Source organism: Saccharopolyspora galaxeae, assembly GCF_016526145.1.
GTDB classification, from domain to species: domain Bacteria; phylum Actinomycetota; class Actinomycetes; order Mycobacteriales; family Pseudonocardiaceae; genus Saccharopolyspora_C; species Saccharopolyspora_C galaxeae.
The window spans coordinates 128,710-144,981 of record NZ_JADDUE010000012.1 but is presented as its reverse complement, the minus strand read 5'-3'; the positions used below and the strand labels follow the sequence as shown (position 1 = coordinate 144,981).

21 protein-coding genes are annotated in these 16,272 nt (G+C 70.2%); 5 read left to right on the top strand and 16 right to left on the bottom strand.

From position 1 onward, the window contains the following. Window positions 1–96: 96 nt before the first annotated feature. Entirely contained in the window at window positions 97–855 is a 759-nt protein-coding gene (locus tag INP57_RS24825) for a sulfite exporter TauE/SafE family protein (protein ID WP_200072744.1), read from the bottom strand. A gap of 245 nt (window positions 856–1,100) precedes the next feature. Between INP57_RS24825 and INP57_RS24820 the strand changes: the two genes are divergently transcribed. From INP57_RS24820 to INP57_RS24810, 3 genes are all read left to right on the top strand, one after another. Further along, window positions 1,101–2,285 (top strand): SPFH domain-containing protein, encoded by a 1,185-nt coding sequence (locus INP57_RS24820; RefSeq protein WP_200072743.1) that lies wholly within the window; start codon window positions 1,101–1,103, stop codon window positions 2,283–2,285. A 120-nt stretch (window positions 2,286–2,405) separates the two neighbouring features. Continuing rightward, window positions 2,406–3,524, top strand: coding sequence for a hypothetical protein (locus INP57_RS24815; protein ID WP_200072742.1), 1,119 nt, complete (start codon window positions 2,406–2,408; stop codon window positions 3,522–3,524). A gap of 76 nt (window positions 3,525–3,600) precedes the next feature. Next, window positions 3,601–4,311, top strand: coding sequence for a hypothetical protein (locus tag INP57_RS24810; protein WP_200072741.1), 711 nt, complete (start codon window positions 3,601–3,603; stop codon window positions 4,309–4,311). A gap of 117 nt (window positions 4,312–4,428) precedes the next feature. On the opposite strand, the gene rdgB is transcribed toward INP57_RS24810, so the two are convergent. From rdgB to INP57_RS24780, 6 genes are all read right to left on the bottom strand, one after another. After that, window positions 4,429–5,043: an RdgB/HAM1 family non-canonical purine NTP pyrophosphatase gene (gene rdgB / locus INP57_RS24805; RefSeq protein ID WP_200072740.1), complete on the bottom strand. Its 615-nt coding sequence runs from the start codon at window positions 5,041–5,043 to the stop codon at window positions 4,429–4,431. Continuing rightward, window positions 5,040–5,795, bottom strand: coding sequence for a ribonuclease PH (gene rph, locus INP57_RS24800; RefSeq protein WP_200072739.1), 756 nt, complete (start codon window positions 5,793–5,795; stop codon window positions 5,040–5,042). The genes rdgB and rph overlap by 4 nt, the downstream gene beginning before the upstream one ends. Before the next feature lie 43 nt (window positions 5,796–5,838). Then, window positions 5,839–6,258 carry an Imm1 family immunity protein gene (locus INP57_RS24795; protein ID WP_200072738.1) on the bottom strand — a complete coding sequence of 140 codons (420 nt, stop codon included), beginning with the start codon at window positions 6,256–6,258 and terminating at the stop codon, window positions 5,839–5,841. A 94-nt stretch (window positions 6,259–6,352) separates the two neighbouring features. Next, a complete protein-coding gene (locus INP57_RS24790; protein WP_200072737.1) occupies window positions 6,353–7,120 on the bottom strand; it encodes an MBL fold metallo-hydrolase in 768 nt (255 codons plus the stop codon). Continuing rightward, on the bottom strand, window positions 7,117–7,929 hold the full coding sequence (murI, locus tag INP57_RS24785; protein ID WP_200072736.1) for a glutamate racemase: 813 nt from the start codon (window positions 7,927–7,929) through the stop codon (window positions 7,117–7,119). The genes INP57_RS24790 and murI overlap by 4 nt, the downstream gene beginning before the upstream one ends. Next, on the bottom strand, window positions 7,926–8,522 hold the full coding sequence (locus tag INP57_RS24780; RefSeq protein ID WP_200072782.1) for a rhomboid family intramembrane serine protease: 597 nt from the start codon (window positions 8,520–8,522) through the stop codon (window positions 7,926–7,928). Before INP57_RS24780 ends, murI begins: the two co-directional genes overlap by 4 nt. Before the next feature lie 131 nt (window positions 8,523–8,653). Between INP57_RS24780 and INP57_RS24775 the strand changes: the two genes are divergently transcribed. Beyond that, window positions 8,654–9,496, top strand: a complete 843-nt coding sequence (locus tag INP57_RS24775; protein WP_200072735.1) for an SMP-30/gluconolactonase/LRE family protein — start codon at window positions 8,654–8,656, stop codon at window positions 9,494–9,496. Here INP57_RS24775 and INP57_RS24770 read toward each other — a convergent pair whose 3' ends face one another. Together INP57_RS24770 and INP57_RS24765 are read right to left on the bottom strand one after the other, a co-directional pair. After that, window positions 9,497–10,405, bottom strand: coding sequence for a PDR/VanB family oxidoreductase (locus INP57_RS24770; protein ID WP_200072734.1), 909 nt, complete (start codon window positions 10,403–10,405; stop codon window positions 9,497–9,499). It lies immediately after the preceding gene. Between the two features lie 17 nt (window positions 10,406–10,422). Beyond that, a complete protein-coding gene (locus INP57_RS24765) occupies window positions 10,423–11,049 on the bottom strand; it encodes an MSMEG_1061 family FMN-dependent PPOX-type flavoprotein (RefSeq protein ID WP_295143093.1) in 627 nt (208 codons plus the stop codon). A gap of 118 nt (window positions 11,050–11,167) precedes the next feature. On the opposite strand from INP57_RS24765, the gene INP57_RS24760 reads away from it, so the two are divergent. Beyond that, window positions 11,168–11,788: a TetR/AcrR family transcriptional regulator gene (locus INP57_RS24760; protein ID WP_200072733.1), complete on the top strand. Its 621-nt coding sequence runs from the start codon at window positions 11,168–11,170 to the stop codon at window positions 11,786–11,788. A gap of 100 nt (window positions 11,789–11,888) precedes the next feature. Here the strand turns inward: INP57_RS24760 and INP57_RS24755 are convergent, their stop codons facing one another. The 7 genes from INP57_RS24755 to clpS all read right to left on the bottom strand — a co-directional run bounded on the left by INP57_RS24755 (window position 11,889) and on the right by clpS (window position 16,271). Next, window positions 11,889–12,116 (bottom strand): hypothetical protein, encoded by a 228-nt coding sequence (locus tag INP57_RS24755; RefSeq protein WP_200072732.1) that lies wholly within the window; start codon window positions 12,114–12,116, stop codon window positions 11,889–11,891. Between the two features lie 128 nt (window positions 12,117–12,244). Then, the gene (locus tag INP57_RS24750) at window positions 12,245–13,195 is read right to left on the bottom strand and encodes a PLP-dependent cysteine synthase family protein (RefSeq protein WP_200072731.1); all 951 of its coding nucleotides are present in this window, start codon (window positions 13,193–13,195) and stop codon (window positions 12,245–12,247) included. 16 nt (window positions 13,196–13,211) lie between these two features. After that, window positions 13,212–13,490 (bottom strand): MoaD/ThiS family protein, encoded by a 279-nt coding sequence (locus INP57_RS24745; RefSeq protein WP_200072730.1) that lies wholly within the window; start codon window positions 13,488–13,490, stop codon window positions 13,212–13,214. 80 nt (window positions 13,491–13,570) lie between these two features. Continuing rightward, window positions 13,571–14,026 (bottom strand): M67 family metallopeptidase, encoded by a 456-nt coding sequence (locus INP57_RS24740; RefSeq protein ID WP_295143081.1) that lies wholly within the window; start codon window positions 14,024–14,026, stop codon window positions 13,571–13,573. Window positions 14,027–14,126: 100 nt separating this feature from the next. After that, window positions 14,127–15,182, bottom strand: a complete 1,056-nt coding sequence (locus tag INP57_RS24735) for a P1 family peptidase (RefSeq protein WP_200072728.1) — start codon at window positions 15,180–15,182, stop codon at window positions 14,127–14,129. Between the two features lie 231 nt (window positions 15,183–15,413). Beyond that, on the bottom strand, window positions 15,414–15,977 hold the full coding sequence (locus INP57_RS24730) for a DUF2017 domain-containing protein (RefSeq protein WP_200072727.1): 564 nt from the start codon (window positions 15,975–15,977) through the stop codon (window positions 15,414–15,416). A 6-nt stretch (window positions 15,978–15,983) separates the two neighbouring features. Beyond that, on the bottom strand, window positions 15,984–16,271 hold the full coding sequence (gene clpS, locus INP57_RS24725; protein WP_200072726.1) for an ATP-dependent Clp protease adapter ClpS: 288 nt from the start codon (window positions 16,269–16,271) through the stop codon (window positions 15,984–15,986). Window position 16,272 lies beyond the last annotated feature (1 nt).

The following is a 16,272-nucleotide window of genomic DNA, read 5'->3' as shown; positions in this document are numbered from 1 at the left end:
GCATTTCCGGGTGAACGGCCTGTTGGTCCGACTGATTCGGGCGAACAGGTCGTGCACTCCAGGGAATCGGCGGGTGCGCGGGCGTGTCGGGCGGGCTTAGTCCAGGACCATGTAGACGGCGACGCCTGCGGCGATGACCACTACGACGTAGCGCAGCAGGGTCGCGGGCAGCCGCTGGGCGATCTTGCCGCCCGCGAAGCCGCCGAGGACCGTGGTGGGCACCAGCGTCAGCACCGCGATCCAGTCGACCGGCGCGATCAGCGCGTACACCGCGAAGGTCACCGCGCTGCCGATCAGCCCGAGCCAGCTCTTCAACGCGTTGAGCCGCCGCATCGAGTCGTTCACCGCGAGCACCAGCACGGCGATGAAGATGACGCTGCGCGCGCCGCCGAAGTAGCCGCCGTAGATCGAGGCCAGGAAGATCCCGATCGTGAGCCCCCAGGTGCGGTCCGGCCCGCCTTCGGCCGGTTGCCCGAGCCAGCGGCGGATCGTGTTCTGGAACGCCATCAGCACCGCCGACAGCGCGATCAGCGCCGGGACCACGGCGTCGAAGACCGCACCGGGCAGGATCAGCAGCAGCACGCAGCCGATCACCGACCCGATCGCGGCCGCGACCGAGGTGAGCACCAAGCGCCGCCGCGCTCCGCCCAGATCAGCGCGCTGGCTGACCGCGGCACCGACGAATCCCGGCCCTTGCGCGACGGAGTTCGTCACGTTCGCGATCAGCGGCGGCATCCCGGTCGCCAGCAGCGCGGGGAACACCAGCAGCGAGCCCCCACCGGCCACCGCGTTGATCGCGCCGGAGAGGAATCCGACGACGACCAGCACAACCAGCTCGAACCATTCGGTGAACACTCGCGGAACCTAACCGCCCGGATGGCGGTACACCCCACCGGGGCGATCGCCGTCACACCCCGAACGTCCCTCGCCGAGCGGAAGAGCAGTCTCCCGGACGGCGGGATCCGGAACCGGTCGGGCGGGCTGAAACCGGACGCCGGGGGTGCTGATCGCCGAATTCCACCGGAGCGACCGCGGTTGCCCTGGTGATCGCTTTGCTACGGTCGCGCCGACGTAGCGGCGGCAAGTTTGCAGGGGTTTCGGTGGGTTTATTCGACAAGGTCCGCGGCGAGTTCATCGACACCATCGAATGGACCGACGACAGCAGGGACACCATCGTCTGGCGATTCCCCCGCCACGACAACGAGATCAAGATGGGCGCCAAGCTCACCGTACGTGAATCCCAGGCCGCCGTCTTCGTCAACGAGGGCCAGGTCGCAGACCCCTTCCCGCCCGGCATGTACACGCTGCAGACGCAGAACATGCCCGTCCTGTCCACGCTCAAGGGCTGGAAGTACGGCTTCAACTCGCCGTTCAAGGCCGAGGTGTACTTCGTCAACACCCGGCAGTTCTCCGACCTGAAGTGGGGTACGCAGAACCCGGTCGTCGTGCGCGATCCGGAGTTCGGCATGGTCCGGCTGCGCGCGTTCGGCGGATACGCGCTCCGGGTGATCGAGCCCGTCGCGCTGCTGCGCGAACTCGTCGGCACGGACCCGGCGTTCCGCACCGACGAGGTGTCCGAACACCTCCGCCAGATGATCGTCGGAAAGCTCGGACCGGCGCTGGCGTCCTCCGGTGTGCCGATGCTCGACCTGGTCACCCAGCAGTCCCAGCTCGGCGACCGGATCGCCACCGCGCTGAACCTGGAGCTTCGCACGCTGGGCGTGGAGATCTCGCGGTTCGTCATCGAGAACATCTCGGTGCCGCCCGAGGTCGAGGAGATGATCGACAAACGCACCCGGATGGGCATCGCGGGCGATCTCAACCAGTACACGCAGTTCCAGGCCGCCAACGCCATCGAGCAGGCCGCGTCCAACCAGGGCGGCGCCGGCGAGGGAATGGGCATCGGCATGGGCGTGGCGTTCGGGCAGCAGACCGCGGCAGCCGCGTACCAGCAGCAACCGGTGCAGAACGGCCTGCAGGCGCCGCATCAGCCCGCCGGACAGCCCCCGCAGTACGGGCAACAACCTCCCGCTCCCGCGCAGCAGCCGCCGCAGGCCGGACCTCCGCCGCTGCCGCAGCAGGACCAGTGGTACCTCGGTGTGAACGGTCAGCAGCTCGGGCCGTTCGACTTCGCCGCCCTCGCCCAGCAGGTTTCCAACAGCGCCCTCACCGCGGAAACCCTTGCGTGGAAACAAGGCATGTCGCAATGGGCACCCGCAGGCCAAGTGCCGGAGCTGAGTCCCCTGTTCGGCCAGGCGCCGCCGCCATTGCCGCCGCAGTCCTGAGTCCCTTCCGGACCTGAGCGCGGGGCCCCGCAACCCGGGAACTGATCCGGTTGTGCCGGGACACCTGCGCCGGAAGGCACCGACTGGACCTGATTTCCGCTACTTCCGAAGGAAAACCTGATGTCAGATCCGTACGGCGACGGGCGAACCGCGTCAGCCGCCACCTATCCCTGTGGCGGCTGCGGCGCCCGCGTGGAGTTCGCGCCCGGCACGAACGTGCTGCAGTGCCCGTACTGCGGTTTCCGTCAGGAGATCACGGCCAGCAGCAGGCAGGTCCGGGAGATCGCGATCGAGGACCTGGACGTGCTGGCCCGCAAGCCGGTCGGGCAGCTCGCGCCGTACACATTGGTCTGCCAGCGCTGCGCGGCGAGCACGGAGACGACCGAAACCGCGGGGTTGTGCCAGTTCTGCGGCTCACCGCTGGTGATGGACGCGGCCGCGACCGGTCAGATCATCCCGGAGGGCGTGCTGCCGTTCGAGGTCGACCACAACGGCATCCGGGAGGCGCTGGGCAAGTGGGTGTCGTCGCGGTGGTTCGCGCCGTCGGCGTTCAAGAAGGTGGCCGCGGCGGAGTCGACCAAGGGCACCTACGTGCCACATTGGACGTTCGACGCGGAGGCGTTCTCGGCCTACAGCGGTCAGCAAGGGCGGCATTACTGGGTGACGGAGAACGACGGCGAAGGGCGGACGAAACGGGTCCGCCGGACGCGCTGGCACCACGTGCGGGGTGAGGTCTCCAGCGGGTTCGACGACGTCCTCGTGCCGGCCAGCACCGTGCTACCGGTCAACCGGGTGGACGCCCTGGGCCCGTGGCCGCTGCCCGAGGCCGGGCCCTACCAGCCCCAGTACCTCGCCGGTTACCACGCGCTGCGGTACGACGTGGAACCCGAGAACGGCCTCGACGAGGCCAAGTCGCGGATGTCGCGGGAGATCCACGAGGAGTGCCGACGGGACATCGGTGGTGACGAGCAGCGGGTCGAGCGGGTCGACACCGACTTCAGCAACATCACCTTCAAGCTGATGTTGCTGCCGGTCTGGGTCGCGACGTACATGTACGCGGGCCGCAGCTGGCAGCTTCTGGTCAATGGCCGGACCGGCGAGGTCCAGGGCGAACGCCCGTGGAGCAAGGTGAAGGTCACGCTCGCGATCCTGCTCGCGGTGATCGTCGTGGCGGCCCTGGCGGTCCTGTACTTCAACGGCCACCACACCGGCGGGTCCAAGACGACGAAGCACCACTGAGGAGCTCGCCCACCGGAATTCGAATTGAACTACCGAACCACTCGGTTTGCAGGCAAGATCTGCTAACGTCCGCGACATGAACGAGCACCACCGGCCGCAAGAGGTTTGCACATCACCTGCCCAGAGCACGGACCGGGGGCTGCCACCGCCTTCAGCATTTCAGTCCGCCGGACAGGTGGACCGCGTGTGGAAAAAGGGCCGGTTCGTTCCGTTGCTCGCCGCCGTTTTCGTGTTCTTGTTCCTGCTTTTCTCCTGCTGGCTCACTCTCGGTGCTGCGGTCCACCGCCCCAAGGGAACCGGCTTTTGGGTCGTTGCGGACGTCGTCCTGGCGGCGATCACCGCCTGCTGCATCGCGGCGGCTTTCCGGCGACGGGTCACCTTGACCTCGAACGACCTGGTAGTGCGGACGTTGTTCCGGACCCGGGTGTTGCCGCTGGGCGATATAACCGAATTGCGCATCGCACGGCGCCGGTCGCGCGCACGTTTCCGCTCGGCCCGCGTCCGCACGGACACCTACGACCATTCACCGAACGAATTCCCCTTGTTGAAGTTCGTGAGGTTCCTGCTGCGACGACTGCACCCCGGGCAGGTGCGGATCGAAACCTCGCGAGACGGACGGACCTGCAAAACCAAATCCTTCGGCTGGCGCCCCTGGGAAGCGATGCAAGAGATCGCAAAAGCCGCGAAAGCCGCCGGCAGCCCGATTGATCTGCACGCCACCGGACAGGGTCCGGCGGGGATCGAATGGATGTCAGAGCGCGTGCGCGACGCGCGTGACCGCATGTGAACAGAACGGGTTTGCACCGCAGCTCACGCGGGGATCTGCAAGCGGCCTGCGCTGGTTTCGGAACTGGACGACGGCTCTGGCCGGAGAGTCGGCGGGCCCCGGCTGCCTCCGCTGCCGCTACCCGATCTGACCGGCGATCTCCCGCAGGTGCGGCACCAGCTTTTGCAGGGCGCGGCCGCGATGCGAATCCGCGTCCTTCTCCTCCGCCGAAAGCTCCGCAGACGTCCGCGTCTCGCCTTCCGGCACGAAGATCGGGTCGTAGCCGAAGCCGTTCGTGCCGCGCTCCTGGCGGATGATCGTGCCGGGCCACTCGCCGCGCACGACGGTCTCGGTGCCGTCCGCGCGCACCAGCGCGCAGGCGGACACGAAAGCGGCACCGCGGCGCTCGTCCGGCACGTCGTGGATCTGGCCGAGCAGCAGGTCCAGGTTGGCCTGGTCGTCGCCGTGCCCGCCGGACCAGCGGGCGGAGAGCACGCCGGGCATCCGGTTCAGCGCGTCCACTTCCAGGCCGGAGTCGTCGGCCACCGCGGGCAGGCCGGTGGCGCGGGCCGCGTCCGCTGCCTTCGCGAGCGCGTTCGCCTCGAAGGTCGCGCCCGTCTCGGGGGCTTCCGGGAACTCCGGAACCGCGTCCAGGCCGACGACCTCGATGCCGGTGACACCGGCGGCTTCCAGGATCCGCCGCAGCTCCACCAGCTTCTTCGCGTTGCGGGTGGCCAGCAGGACGCGGCTCACCGGGAGCTCCCGGGCAGTTCGCCGGGGTACGGCGCGGCCAGCGCCTCGGCCTGCTTGCGGGCCAGCTCGCCGCAGCCGTGCAGCGCGTAGTCGATCATCGTGTCCATCGTGGACCGGGTGAACGTGGCGCCCTCACCGGTGCCCTGCACCTCGACCAGGGTGCCGTGGTCGGTGGCGACCACGTTCATGTCCACCTCGGCGCGCGAGTCCTCCTCGTACGGCAGGTCCAGCCGCACCCGGCCGTCCACCACGCCGACGCTGACCGCCGCGATCGAGCACGACAGCGGCTTCGGGTCGGAGAGCCTGCGCGCCGAGCTCAGCCAGGTGATCGCGTCCGCCAGCGCCACGTAAGCGCCGGTGATCGCGGCCGTGCGAGTGCCGCCGTCGGCCTGGATCACGTCGCAGTCCAGCGCGATCGTGTTCTCGCCCAGCGCGGCCATGTCGATGCAGGCGCGCAGCGAGCGCCCGACCAGGCGGCTGATCTCGTGCGTGCGGCCGCCGATGCGGCCCTTCACCGACTCGCGCTGGCCACGGGTGTTCGTCGCGGACGGCAACATCGCGTATTCCGCGGTCACCCAACCCAGGCCGGAACCGCTGCGCCAGCGCGGCACGCCCTCCTGCACGCTCGCCGCGCACAGCACGCGGGTCCGCCCGAACTCCACCAGCACAGACCCGGCGGGCCAAATCTGGTAGCCGCGGGTGATCTGCACTTCTCGGAGCGCGTCGTCGCTCCGCCCGTCCGCTCTAGCCACGATCCCCACCCTAAGAGGACACGCGCGGCCGGTGGTCACGCCCCTACCAGTCGACGGTGCGCCAGTCCACGACCTTCGGCCGCGACGCGGTCTCCAGGAAGTCCTTCAGCGCCGCGGCCAGCACGCCCACCGCGACTCCGCTGCCCGCGGGGAACTCGATGTCCTCGCTGGTCAAGCCAGGGGATTCCGGGTCGCCCTCGATCACCGCGAAGTCGTGATCGACGTCGAAGTGGCTCAGGTAGCCGTAACCGCCATCCACCGCGGCGATGACGTCGTGGTCGAGCATCCCGGTGCTCTCGTCGGCCAGTTCGCGGTGCTCGTGCCAGATCGAGGCCGGGCCCGCGTTCGGCTCGGACAGGCGGCGGATCAGCTCGTCGACCTCGCCGGGCTCGGTGATGGTGAGCCCGTCACCGGCGTTCGCGTCGGTCTTCGACGCGATCGGCCAGACCGCCGTGATCGTCATTAGTTCCTCCAAGGACTCATCCCGCGCAGATGCTGCTCGTGTCGACGGTCGCCCGGGCGAGCGGTTGCACGGCTACGAGCCGGCCGGGACGCGCTCACACCTGGTAGCTGCGGGCGGCCTCGACCACCTCGACCGGACCGTCGAACTCCGCGGTCGCTTCCCGCAGGATCTCCCCCGCGTCGGTCCACGGCTGCAGGTGGGTCAGCAGCAGCTTGCGCACCCCGGCCTGCTTCGCGACCCGGCCCGCCTGCGCGCCGGACAGGTGCACGCCGTCCGGGCGGTCCGGCGCGTCCGGCCAGGACGCCTCCGCCAGCAGCACGTCCGCGTCGCGGGCCAGCTCGCCCAGCTCCGCGCACGGGCCGGTGTCGCCGGTGTAGGCGAGCACCCGGTCCTCGCTCCGCACCCGGAAACCCCAGGACGGGCACAGGTGATCCATCGGCAGCGCGGTGACCTCGAACGCGCCGGCACGCATCGGCTCGTCCACACCGCCGAACTCGAACACGTCGGACAGGTCGGTGTCGCCGAGCTCCGCGGAGCTCGGCGCGTACAGCCGGGCCAGCCGGTCCGCGGCCTCCGGCGGCCCGAACACCGGCAGCCGGTGCTCCCTCGCATCGAACGGCGGATCCGGGTGGTAGCGCCGCAGCACCGTCAACCCGCCGAAATCCGCGCAGTGGTCCGGATGCAGGTGCGTCAGGAACAGGCCGTCCAGCGCGAACGGGTCGGCGAAGCGTTGCAGCGTGCCGATGCTGCCGCTGCCCAGGTCGAGCACGATCCGCGAACCGGCGGACTCGACGAGGTAACCGGAGGCGGGCGAATCCGGCCGCGGGAGGCTGCCGGAGCACCCGAGAATCGTCAGCTTCACGAGACCGAGCCTGACATGGCGAACGACCGCACGGACCCGGTCGCCGACATCGGCCCCAGAAAGCGGCGGGCCAGCTTGGCGAACCGGTCCGGCTCGCCGGTGGCCAGGAACTCGTGCTCGGCATCGCCGGCCGTGCTGAGCAGGTCGTTCTCGGTGAGCACCCGCACCACGTCCTTGGCGGTCTCTTCCGCGCTGGAGACCAGCGTGACCTGCTCGCCCATCGCCAGCTGCAGCACGCCGGTCAGCAGCGGGTAGTGCGTGCAGCCGAGCACCAGCGTGTCCACGTCGTCCTGCTGCAACGGGTCCAGGTAGCCCTGCGCGAGGCCGAGGACCTGGCGTCCGCTGGTGATGCCGCGGTCGACGAACTCGGCGAACCGGGGGCAGGCGGCGGTGCTCAACCGCACTTGCGGGGCGGCGGTGAAGGCGTCCTCGTAGGCGCGCGAGCGGATCGTGGCCTGGGTGCCGATCACGCCGACCCGGTTGTTGCGGGTGGTGGCCACCGCGCGGCGGACCGCGGGCAGCACGACTTCCACGACCGGGATGTCGTAGCGCTCGCGGGCGTCGCGCAGGCAGGCCGACGAGGCCGTGTTGCAGGCGATCACGAGTGCCTTCACGCCGTCCGCCACCAGCGCGTCGGTGATCGCGAGGGTGCGGGCGCGGATGTCGGCCAGCGGCTTCGGGCCGTAAGGGGCGTTCGCGGTGTCACCGACGTAGCGCACGGATTCGCCGGGAAGCTGGTCCATGACCGCGCGGGCGACGGTAAGCCCGCCCGCGCCGGAGTCGAAGATCCCGATCGGCGCGTTGCTCACGCGGACAGTGTGCCAGGCGAGGCGGGCTTGTCCGGACGACGAGTGTTGCGGGACACCAGCCACGCCGCGAGCAGCCCGCCGAGCGCGCCGCACAGGTGGCCCTCCCAGGAGATGCCGGGCTGGCCGGGCAGCACGCCCCACAACATGCCGCCCCAGTAGAAGAACAGCACCGCGGCCACCAGGATCTGCCCGACGCTGCCCAGGAAGAAGCCGCGGACCAGCAGGAACACCATCCACCCGAAGGCGACGCCGGAGGCGCCGACGTGCGTGGGCGGCGCCCCGATCAGCCAGGTGCCGAGGCCGCCGACGATCCACACCGTGGCGGTGACCGCGATGAACTGGCGTGCACCGTTGGCCAGCACCAGCCAGCCCAGCACCAGCAGCGGCAGCGTGTTCGAGATGAGGTGCGCCCAGCCCGCGTGCAGCAGCGGCGCCCACACGATCCCGTCCAGGCCGTCGACCGCGCGAGGCACGATGCCGTTGTCGTCGAGGCTGGTGGCCGGGGTCAGCTGGTCCGCGAACTCGACCGCGTAGAGCACCGCGATCAGGAAAGCCATCTGGACCGCCGCGCGCAGCGGCTGCTGCGGCAGCACCCGGGGCCGTTGCCGTGCCGGCTGGTTCGTCACCCTTCCGAGATTACCCGGATGACTCGGGTACGACCTCGGGTCGACAGCGGCGAACGTTAAGCTCCCCGGCGACCGGAAGCCGTTCGCAGGAGGTGGCGATGACCGCGCGAGCCGAGTTCGCGGTGCGCGCGAACGCTTCCGTCGGCCTGAGCCCCACCTGGGACGTCGGCACCGACACCCTGCTGTGGACCGACCTGCGCGCGCACTCCGCGCATCGCTACGCGCCGGACGACACCGATCACGCCATGGACGTCCCCCAGCAGATCAGCGCGGCCAAACCGCGGACGCGCGGCGGGCTGCTGCTGCACTTCGACGAGGGCATCGCGCTGTTCGATGCGGACGGCAAGAGCCGCACCTGGCTCACCTTCTGGGCTCGGGAAGGCGTGCGCGCCGGGGAGAGCACCATCGACACGCGCGGGCGGCTGTGGGCGAACACGGTCCCCGAACAGCACGGCGGCGACGGCTGGCTGGTGCGGGTCGACGCGCGTGGCGCCGCCCACGTCGTGCTGCGCGGTGTCGCCGCGGGCAACGGCTTGGCGTTCAGCCCGGACGACACCCGGCTCTACTTCGTCGACAGCGCGACGCACCGGGTGGACGTGCTCGGTTTCGACGCGCAGTCCGGCGAGGCGGGCGGCCGCCGCCCGCTGCTGGCGATCGACGGCGAACCGGGCGGGTTGTGCACCGACGCGGACGGCTGCCTCTGGATCACCGTGCGGGACCGCGGTGAGGTGCGGCGGTACGCGCCCGGCGGCGAGCTCGACCGCACGATCCAGCTACCCGCGCAGCGCCCGACCAGCTGCTGCTTAGGCGGCGCGGACCTAACCGACCTGTACGTCACGACCGCCCGCGAAGAACTCGCCTCCCCCGGCGAAGCCGACGGCGCCGTGCTGGTCGTGCCGGGCGTGGGCGACGGGCTGCGCTCGTACTCCTTCACCGGCTGATCACAGGTCCACCACCAGCCGCGGCGACCGCGCGCGGGACACGCAGGCGAAAATCCGCCCCTGCTCGGCGCCGATGTCGTCCCGGTGCTCGGGCTCGCCTTCGACGACGGTGAGTTCGCAACTGCCGCAGACGCCTTCGCGGCAACCGGACGCCACGGGATGCCCGGAGTGGTTCAGCGCGTCCAGCAACGTCTCGTCCGCCGCGACCTCGACGGTTCGCCCGGAGCGGGCGCACGCCACCTCGAACGCGGTGTTCGGCGGGAAGGTCTTGGCCACCGGCCGGAAACGTTCCGCGTGCAACCGCTGCGCGGGAAACGCGGCCTCGGCAGCAGCGATCATCGACGTGGGTCCGCAGCAGTAGATCAGCGCACGCGGACCGAGTTCCCCGGCCAGCGCCGCGAAATCGGGTCGGCACTGATCTTCCGTGGCGACGATGCGCACCCGATCGCCGTGGTCGCGGCGAAGTTCGTCGGCGAACGGCATGGCCGCCACCGACCGTCCCACGTAGACCAGCGTCGCCGAGGACCCCGCCGCCACGGCCGCCCGCAGCATCGGCAGGATCGGCGTGATCCCGATCCCGCCCGCGACGAACAGGTACTCCGGCGCGGCCCGGAGCGGAAAATGGTTGCGCGGCAACGAAATGTCCAGCGTGCGGCCCTGCCGGAGGAACCGGTGCACGTACTCCGAACCGCCTCGGCTGAGCCGGTCGTGCCGGACCGCGATGCGGTAGTGCTCCCGGTCGGCGGGATCACCGCAGAGCGAGTACTGCCGGGTCAGCCAGTTCGGCAACGCCAGATCGATGTGCGCTCCCGGCTCCCAGGGCGCCAACGGGGCGCTCGCACCGCGCAGGACGAGCGCGGCGACGTCCTCGGCCACCGGGTCGATGCGATCGAGAATCGCTTGCTGCATCGGGAAAATCCTCGTGGTCAGTACAGCTGGCGGTAGGCGGCTTCGAGCCGGTCGTTCAACACCTGGGGATCGGCTCCGAGCTCGGCGGCGACGATCTCGCCCGCGGACGGGATCTCGTCGGCCAGCGCCTGGCTGGCCGGATCCCACAGCCGGGAGCGCAGCAGCGCCCGCCCGCAGTGGAAGAACACCTGCTGCACCTCGACGATCAGCGCGAACATCGGGTCCTTGCCCTCGACCTGCATCCGCGCGAGCACGTCGGGTTCGTCGGTGGCGTAACCGCGGCCGTTGATCCGCAGCACTTCCCGCACGCCGGGGATCAGCAACAGCAACCCGATCCCGTCGTTGTCCGCCAGGTTCCGGAACGAGTCGGCGATCTTGTTGCCTGGCCGGTCCGGGATCGCCAGCGTGTGTTCGTCCAGCACCTTCACGAAACCCGGGTAGTCACCGCGGGGTGAGCAGTCCGGCAGCCCCGCCGCGTCCGCGGTGGCCAGCGACAGGAACGGGCAGTGCGCGATGAACCGGTGCGCGTGCTCGTCGATGCGGGTGCCGGACTTCGCGGCCTTGAGGCCGTCGTCGGGCTCGCCGATCCGGGCGCGGATCTCGTCCAGCGGCACTCGGCGGAATCGCTCGCGGGCGCGGGTCACGACCGGAGCCGATCAGCTCGCACCGTTCGATGGCTAGTTTCTTCGCAGTTCATGGCACTATTATGAGCAATTGCTCAGTTCCCGGTCTACTCGCTTTCACGGCCCGGCAGGAGGTGCCATGACATCCGGCGAGCGCAGGCTCCGGCCCCGCAAACAGCCCCGCCAGGTCCGCGCCGAACTCACCCGGCGACGCATCCTCGCCGCGGCTGCTCACGTTTTCGCCGAACACGGTTACGCCGCGGGCACCACGAACCGCATCGCCGAGCGGGCGCGGATCTCGATCGGCTCGCTGTACCAGTACTACCCGAACAAGGACGCCATCCTCGCCGAGCTGATGAGCAGGCACCTCGACGACGGAGCGGCCGCGCTGCGGCGCCAGGACGAGCAGCTGCCCGAGTCGTTCGAGGAGATCGTCCGGGGGTTCGTGCGCACGGCGATCGACAACCACCGCGAGGATCCGCGGCTGCTGCGCCTGCTGCTCGAACAAGCACCGCGCTCCCAGCAGCTGCTGGAACGGATCTCGCAGCACGAGCGCGAAAGGGTGGCGGGCGTGCGGGAACTGCTCGACGGGCATCCCGAGGTCCGGGTGGACGACACCGGCACGGCCGCCCGGCTGCTGGTGTCCACGATCGAATTCGTCGTGCACCACCTCGTCGCCGCACCCGACCCGATCGACACCGCGCGGCTCGAGGACGAGCTCGTCGCCATGCTCACCCGCTACCTCACGGCCGCCGGCTGACGACCTCGTCAACGGCGGAGCGGCTGGGCAGCGCTCGCCTCAGCAACCTGACCACCGGCTCGCCCGGAGTGTTCTCGCGTGCGGTCACGCTCCGGCCCGATCAGTCGGTGACCGAGGCCCCAGCGGCCGCCCATGCGCGTGCCTCGGCGAGATACGCCTCCCACTCGTGGGGCTCGTGTTCGCGGGTGTACTCGACCGCGGCCACGGCGGCGGACTCCCAATGCTCATCGAGCAGCCGCCGGATCGCCTCGTCGACGCTGACGCCGCCGAATTCCTCTTGTGCCAGCTGCCGGACCCGCTCACGGGTCTGCTCACTCACGCGCAACATGCAGCTACGTTGGCACGTCCCGTCGCCGCAAAGTCAACGCGCATTGCAGCGAGCACCTGGCACGGCGAAAACGCAAGGCCCACCCGAGCGGATCGGGTGGGCCTTGCGAAGAAATGCGGGCGGCGGGATCAGGCCCAGAGCTGGCCGTCCAGGCGTTGCGCCGCCTCGTCGAGGGTGCCGCCGTAGGCGCCGGTGGACAGGTACTTCCACCCGGCGTCGGCCACGACGAAGACGATGTCCGCGGACTCCCCGGCCGCGGCCGCCTTCTCGCCGATGGTCAACGCCGCGTGCACCACGCCGCCGGTGGAGATCCCGGCGAAGATGCCCTCGGACTCCAGCAGTTGCCGGGTGCGCCGCAGCGCGTCGTAGGACCCGACGGAGAACCGGCGGGACAGCACGCTCTCGTCGTAGAGCTCGGGCACGAACCCCTCATCGAGGTTGCGCAGCCCGTAAACCAGCTCGCCGTAGCGCGGCTCGGCCGCCACGATCTGCACCCCGGGCTTGTGCTCGTGCAGGTAGCGCCCCACGCCGACGAGCGTGCCCGTGGTGCCGAGCCCCGCAACGAAGTGCGTGAGGCCCGGCATGTCCCGCAGGATCTCCGGCCCGGTCCCCCGGTAGTGCGCGTCCGCGTTCGCGGAGTTGCCGTACTGGTAGAGCATCACCCAGTCCGGGTTCTGCTGGGCGAGCTCCTTGGCGACCGCGACCGCCTGGTTCGAGCCGCCCGCGGCGGGCGAGGACACGATCCGCGCGCCGAACGCCTGCAGGATCTGCCTGCGCTCCTCGGAGGTGTTCTCCGGCATCACGCACACCAGGCCGTAGCCCTTGAGCTTGGCGGCCATCGCCAGCGAGATGCCGGTGTTGCCGGAGGTCGGCTCCAGGATGGTGCAGCCGGTGGTGAGCCGGCCTTCCTTCTCCGCCGCCTCGATCATGGACAGCGCGACGCGGTCTTTGACCGAACCGGTCGGGTTGCGGTCCTCCAGCTTCGCCCACAGCCGCACGTCCGGTGCGGGTGACAGGTGCGGCAACCCGACCAGCGGGGTGTCGCCGAGCGCGTCGAGCAATGAGTCGTAGCGGGCCACGACGTTCGCCTCCGCCTCAGCGCATGCCGCCGGCCACGGCCGGCAGGATCGTCACGCTGTCCCCGTCGGCCACGCTGGCTTCCAGGCCACCGGAGAACCGCACGTCCTCGTCGTTGACGTAGACGTTCACGAAGCGGTGCAGCGAGCCCTCCTTGACCAGCCGGTCCTTGAGGCCGCTGTGCTTGCTGTCCAGGTCGTTGATGACCTCGGCGACCGTGTTGCCGCTGGCCTCCACCGACTTCTGGCCATCGGTGTGGGTGCGCAGGATGGTGGGGATCGAGACGTTGATTGCCATGGGGGTACCTCCCTGTCCACAGGAACTACTGAACGGAACTTGCACACGCCCGCTCGCCGAATGACTGCGGCGAGCGCGGCTCAGCCGCGGTCGGGCACCTCGTCGGTGCCGGTGTGGGCGAACATGTAGGACTCCACGATCTCCACCGGCTCCTCGGTCACCACGCCGTCGAGGATGCGGTACGAGCGCAACTCGTGGGTCTCCGGGTCCCTGGTGGACACGAGAACGTAGTGCGCATTGGGTTCCAAGGCGTAGGACACGTCGGTGCGCGACGGGTACGCCTCGGTCGCGGTGTGCGAGTGGTAGATGACGACCGGCTCCTCATCGGCCTGGTCCATCTCCCGCCACACCTTGAGCTGCTCGCTCGAATCGAAGCGGTAGAACGTCGGCGAGCGCTCCGCGTTGATCATCTCGACGAACCGCTCGGGCCGGTCCGACCCGTCCGGGCCGGCAATGACGCCGCACGCCTCGTCCGGGTGGTCCCGTCGAGCGTGCGCGACCATCGCGTCGACGAGGTCGCGTCGAATCACCAGCACAAGCACCATCCTACTATGTGGGGCACCGGTGTCCCACGATCCGGGAGGCCACGCCCCCGGCCGGTGCCGTTCGGCGGGATCAACGTCCGCCAACCATGGTTCATTCCCGCGCCGAGGGGTAGGTGCGCGTGTAGGAAGTCACCTCGCCCACCGGTTCCGCGGCCAGCACCGCGCGCACGATGGCGTGCTGCACGACGTCGGCCGCGGCGGCGCAGACCTCGTCGAGCAGCCGCGCCTCGGCACCGGCCAGCCGCTGATCGGAATCCCGTTCCCTGGACGCCGCGGGGGAACCGGTCGACAGCGCGAACACGGTGTCCCCATCGGACATCCCGTGCGCCGGCCGGATCGCGCGCGCCAGCCCGTCGTGCCCGGCGACCGCGATCCGGTGGCACTGCGGTTTGGTCAGCGCGAGGTCGGTGGCGACGACTCCGATGGTGGTGTTCACCGGGCGCTGCGCCGTCCCGTGCCGCGACGGCCGGGGGCCGAGCCGCTTGCCCGCCGCGATCTCGTCGGCGGATGGGGCGCGCAGGCCCGGATGCGGGTTCCAGGGCAACCCGGTCTCCGGGTCGATCACCGAGCCCGAGGAGTTCACGGCCATCAACGCGCCGACGGTGACCTCGCTGCCCAGCACGTCACTGGTGAACACCGCGCTGGCGGAACCGGTGCCGCCCTTGAGCGAGCCCGCGACCGCGCCGGTTCCGGCGCCGACGTTGCCCTCCCGAGCCTCGGTGGCCGAGGCCGCATCGCAGGCGCGGTGGCCGAAGGCGGCGTCCGGCCGGTTGCCCCAGTCGCCCATCGGCAGGTCGAACAGCACCGCCGCCGGGACGACCGGAACGATCTCGTGCGGCTCGGTGCCCACCGGGAAACCGTGCTCGCGTTCGCCGAGCCAGCGCATCGCGCCATCGGCGGCGGCCAGCCCGTAGGCGCTGCCGCCGGTGAGCACGATCGCGTGCGCCTGCTGCACCGCGTGGGTCGGTTCGAGCACATCGGTCTCGCGGGTGCCGGGGCCGCCGCCGCGCACGTCGACCGCCGCGGACGCGCCGCCCGCGGTGAGCACCACGCTGGTACCGGTCGCCCACTGCTCGTCGAGCCGCTGCTCGTGCCCCACGAGCACGCCGCGCACGTCGGTGATCGAGTTCCGCGCTCCTGATCGCATGCGACGACCCTGCCCGATCTGCACCGCGGCTTCACCCCCGGCTTTCCCGAGTGAACGGACTGTTCGTCCCACTAGATTGGGCAAACGGTCCGTTCACTCTTCGCGAACCCCGGCTCTGCCGCTCTGGCGAACACCCGCGCACCACTCGCCCTGCGCGAAGTGGACCGAGTGAACGGCCTGTTGGTCCGGCTAGATTGGTCCAACGGTCCGTTCACTCCTGGAGGAAACGGCTCAGGAGGTGAGGGTTTCGACCAGGGAGTCCTGGACCCAGGTGAGCCACTGGTAGACGCCCAGGTGCTCGCGGCGCAGGTCGTCCTCCGGCGGCTCCTCGGGCATGTCCTCCTGCACGTCGAGGGCGGTGCCCAGTGCCAGCCGCACGTCGTTGATCGCGCTGAGCCAGTTGTCGGCCTGCTCACCGCTGAGCACCACCCGGCCGCCGTCGCGCGGGCAGGTCTCCAGCACCACCGCGGCGGTGCCCGTCTTGCGGTCCAGCAGCTCCGGCTCGTACAGCGAGCGCATCGCCCCGGCGGCCGCGGGCTTCTCCTCGTCGGTCTCGCCGGTTTCCGGGTCGCGCCGGTAGAAGTCCGGCAGCAGCCGCTCCAGCACCCGGTCCTCGGGCGGGGTGGACGGGCCGGTGCGGATGCCGGTGAGCTCGGCCAGCTCGTCCTGCGGGGCCTCGTCGGCCCGGGCGTCGAGCATGTCCTTGATCTGCCCGACCAGGCCGCGGATCACCGCCGCTTCCTGCTGAGACAGTTCGGCGACGACGTGCCCGTTCTTGCGCGTCCAGCCGTTCACTTGAGATCACGAGTCTTTCTGCATCGTCGCCCACAGGCCGTTGGCGTGCAGCTTCGCCACATCGCCCTCGACCTTCTCCTTCGTGCCCGAGGACACCGCGGCCCGTCCCTTGTGGTGCACGTCGAGCATCAGCTTGGTCGCGTGGTCCCGGCTGTAACCGAAGATCTTCTGCAGCACGTAGGTCACGTAGGACATCAGGTTCACCGGGTCGTTCCACACCACGGTCACCCACGGTTTGTCCTCGTTGCCGAGTTCGTTCGGCTGCGCGCGCTCCAGTTCAGCGGGCGAAGTCATG